Source organism: Selenomonas sp., from assembly GCF_052169755.1.
Lineage (GTDB): Bacteria > Bacillota > Negativicutes > Selenomonadales > Selenomonadaceae > Selenomonas.
On sequence record NZ_JBQNBV010000179.1, the window covers coordinates 1 to 3,566 of the forward strand.

The 3,566-nt window shown below is 54.8% G+C and carries 3 protein-coding genes; all 3 read right to left on the reverse strand.

Annotation, left to right across the window (positions count from 1 at the left end; genetic code table 11):
* Positions 1-1,278, reverse strand: a 1,278-nt coding sequence (locus ACTTKG_RS09910) for an S-layer homology domain-containing protein (protein WP_442674037.1), incomplete at its 3' end; no start/stop codon positions are given.
* A gap of 381 nt (positions 1,279-1,659) precedes the next feature.
* Positions 1,660-3,327, reverse strand: coding sequence for a DUF3329 domain-containing protein (locus ACTTKG_RS09915; RefSeq protein ID WP_442674038.1), 1,668 nt, complete (start codon positions 3,325-3,327; stop codon positions 1,660-1,662).
* The coding region (locus ACTTKG_RS09920; protein WP_442674039.1) for a ChbG/HpnK family deacetylase at positions 3,317-3,566 on the reverse strand (250 nt) is incomplete at its 5' end. The genes ACTTKG_RS09915 and ACTTKG_RS09920, both read right to left, overlap by 11 nt.

Below are 3,566 nucleotides of genomic sequence, written 5' to 3' on the forward strand. Positions count from 1 at the left end.
ATCTTTATCGGTCTTTCTAAGGTCTTTTCCGTTAAAGTAGACCATCGAACCGACGACATTCTTAGCGAACGTGTACTGACCGCCGATCTCCCACCCTTTCGTATTCCAAAGCGCTCCATCAAATGTCGGCGCAAACGCCACAGCGCCGCCAACATAGCGATAGGCTGCATAGAGACCGAAAGTGCGGGCGTTCTCAGGCTCCGCGCCCTTATAGCCAAGCTCGATGTTGTAAGCCCTCATACCATCCTTGCCGGCAAGAAGCGCTCTTCCTTCATCGCTCGTGTTCTTCCAATAACCGCCCGTGAGGTATACCGTGTCAACCGGCTTCCACGTTGCGCCAACGCCCCAAATATTGCTGGCGTCGTGCATCTCAAAAGCAGTATTCAGAACCGCTTCCTGATGAATGCGCACATATTCCGCTGCGACATTGAACCTCTCGGAAGGCATCCAGTTGAGGTTCACCATCTGCACATCTGCAGTAGCACTCGCCCTGGGATGGAACCACATATTCCTCCGCGCATCCTTGACGCTGTCCTTTACACCCTCAGCATCTTCCAAATCCCAACGACCGGCGAAAAGCGTACCGGTGAAGTTCGTACCTTCGCCAAAGGTCACGGAAGCGCCCGTCAAATCATCGTCGATCGCCATGCCCTGTTCTGTCAGAACGGGCATCTTGCCGGCGCGGATAACCGTCGTTCCATAATTTCCTTCGACATAAGCGCGCTTGAGTTCGACCGTTCCAGAATCACCCTTGTCCTCTTTCGCATCCCACGTTGCATCGAGGCGAGCCTTGACCTTCCAGTGAGCATTGACCGTAGCTTCCGGCTCAAGGCGGAACACCAGTTCATTGGTCGTATCTGCGTCATCCTCGCTCTCTGCCTTCTGACGCTCGTAGGTGTACTGCAGTTCGCCCGTCCACTTGACGTTGTCAATGCGGCTTTCGAGATTGGCGACGCGCACGCCGAGGTTGTTCAGCTCTTCGCTGAACTCAGCGGCGAGACGATCGATCATCGCCTTCTGCCGGGCGTTGACCTGATCTTCCTTTGCCATCGCCTTTGCGACCATCTGCGCCATCTCATAGCGCGTGATCTCATTTTCACCGCGATACGAACCGTCGCCGTAGCCCTCGATGATGCCGTCGTCGGCAAGCTGCGCGACTGCATCGTATGCCCAATGATCCATCGGGACGTCGCTGAACGGGTTCGCCGCAGCAAATGTCGTCGATGCTGCGCCGACGACGAGCGCCGTCGTCAAAGCGGCTGTGAGAGACTTCTTCATAATAAGCTCCTCCTTCAAAAATGGAACCGTAAATCTTCTCCAAAGAATCGGGAGGCATCCTCTGAGTATCCATGTTTCCTCAACGATGTCCTCAAACGCTCCTTTGGTAAAGAGAATGATATCACATATCTTGATCGAATACAAGAAGAAATGAAGCTCATTCATAAATCAAGTCTTTCTCCCCAGAAAAGCCCTATATTCCGCCTATACACCCAGCTCCAGATGAATTTCCAGCGAGAAAATCCGCATAGTATAGATAAATTCCATACTTTCACAATAGGTAATTAGGCGTATATTAGATAACTCCCCTGCGAGAAAGCGCCCGCAAAATAAAATAAGAGACCGCCGCACATGCTTTAAGTGCGACGGTCCCGTATTTCTCTAGCGTTCTACACAAATATCCTTGATGCCATAATAGCGGCAAAGACCTTCCTTCGTCACGCCGTTGTCGAAATCGACGAAGAATACATGGCGCAGGGCGCGGTTCTTCAAAGGGATGGGCTTCATATAAGCGATATCCTCGCCGTTCGCTGCCGCCTGCTCGACGATGGCAATACGCACGGCATTTTCTTCCTGCATAGCGGCTGTAATGAAGAGTGCAGCAGCCATCGTGAAGGAGCAAATCGCCGCAGCGCCTGCGAGAAGCGTTTTCTTCGCTCTGCTCTGCAGGACATCCGCAACGACAGGATCGCGCAGCACGGCACAGGCGGCAACGAGGATCATCGCGACGGAGCTGAATGTCGCGCGTGCCGGGAAGGTCGGCGCGGCGATCATGACGAAGTTGTTGAACAGCGCCAAAGGAAGCAGGAATGCCGCATAGCGCGCCGCCGGAAAAGTATGCATCACCTCAAGCCACGACACGGTGCGAGCTGCGGCGAGCTTATCGCGCGAAAATCCAAGCGAGCGCTTCAGCAGGCTGTAGAAGAAAAATATCGTAAGCCAATAGATCGCCATTTCCTCAAATCCCGCCATGACGTTGGCAAAGTGCTCGATCGTGCGCGGCTTGTCAAGCCCCAGCGGTACAAGCACATGTGCGACGAGAAAATCACGCAGCGCATTGGCAAAGAAGCCTCCATTGAAATAGGAAAAAACGAGGAGCAGGATCCATAGCAAACAAGCGATTTGCCCTACTTTAAGAGCGCATGGGCGCTCTCTCGCAGCATTATCGTGCAGCATGTCCACACGCGCGGCAAGATGCAGACGATAGATGCGCCCCGCCGCCAGCAAGAGCAAAAGAACCGGCAGGATATACAGCGCCATCTCACCGTTGCCCGCAAACTGATTGCCGATATGCGTGAGTATCCCCTTGCCGCTGCCCTGCGCATCGTAGCGCACAAAATTGCCCGGCGCAGCGACGAGCAGCACAAGCCCGACGAACGCCCCAAAAGCGCCCGCCGGCATCCAAAGCGGCATTGCCCCCTTGCGCCGCGCCCACCACGAAAGCCCCGCCGTCAGAGCGAACACCGTCACGGCAAGATTCTCCACCGACCAGCCCGCGAGGACGCCGAGCACAAGCATCGGCGCGATCAGCCAATTTCGCACAGGCGGCTTCTCCTGTGCCATCGCCCTGCATTGGAGATTGTACGGCACGAGGAAAAGCGCGGCAAACACACCCGTCCACAGGTAGACGGCAGCGCCGCACTTCCAAACGGCTACCTCGCCAAAATGCGGAAACGAAAGCCACGCGAAAGCACCCATGACGGCAAAGAGACGCGGCTCCTGCCAAAACCGCCAATCACGCCGTGCATGAATCGTCAGCAGCACGATGAGGATGAGGAACATCAAAGCATTAGCGATATCGAAAATGCCCTTACCCCAGAGGAGAAAAACATCGAGGAAGAAGAACGCCACCATGCGCCCGCCATGCAGTAAATAATGACGCCACAGAGATTCCATGACATCGGGAAGAGACGCAATATGCTGATTCGTCAGCCAGATCAGTGAGTATTCATAATCGTCACGGTGCAGCGGCATAAAATAATTGAGCGCATACATCAATAAGAATATACCCGCAGCCGCCAGTACAGTCTCTCGGCACTTACGATTCATTCTCTAGAGAGCCTCCCAACGCTTGAAAATTCACCGCTTCGATCCCCTCTTCCGCTAGGATCTGCGCCGCTCTCGCGGAAAGAATCGCGGCGAGTTCCGCTTCGAAGTCATGCCGCCAGCCACAATCTCGCGCGAGTTCTTCGTTTGCCGTGCCCGGGTGCACCATGACTTCAGTCGTGCCTTCATTCAGACCCTTGAGCACGGCAAGAAGCGCTGCTTCATCGACGGCATCTCCCGCG

Excerpts from the sequence above, each read along its gene's own strand:
- ACTTKG_RS09915 (WP_442674038.1), bottom strand. The coding sequence starts at position 3,327 with ATGAATCGTAAGTGCCGAGAGACTGTACTGGCGGCTGCGGGTATATTC.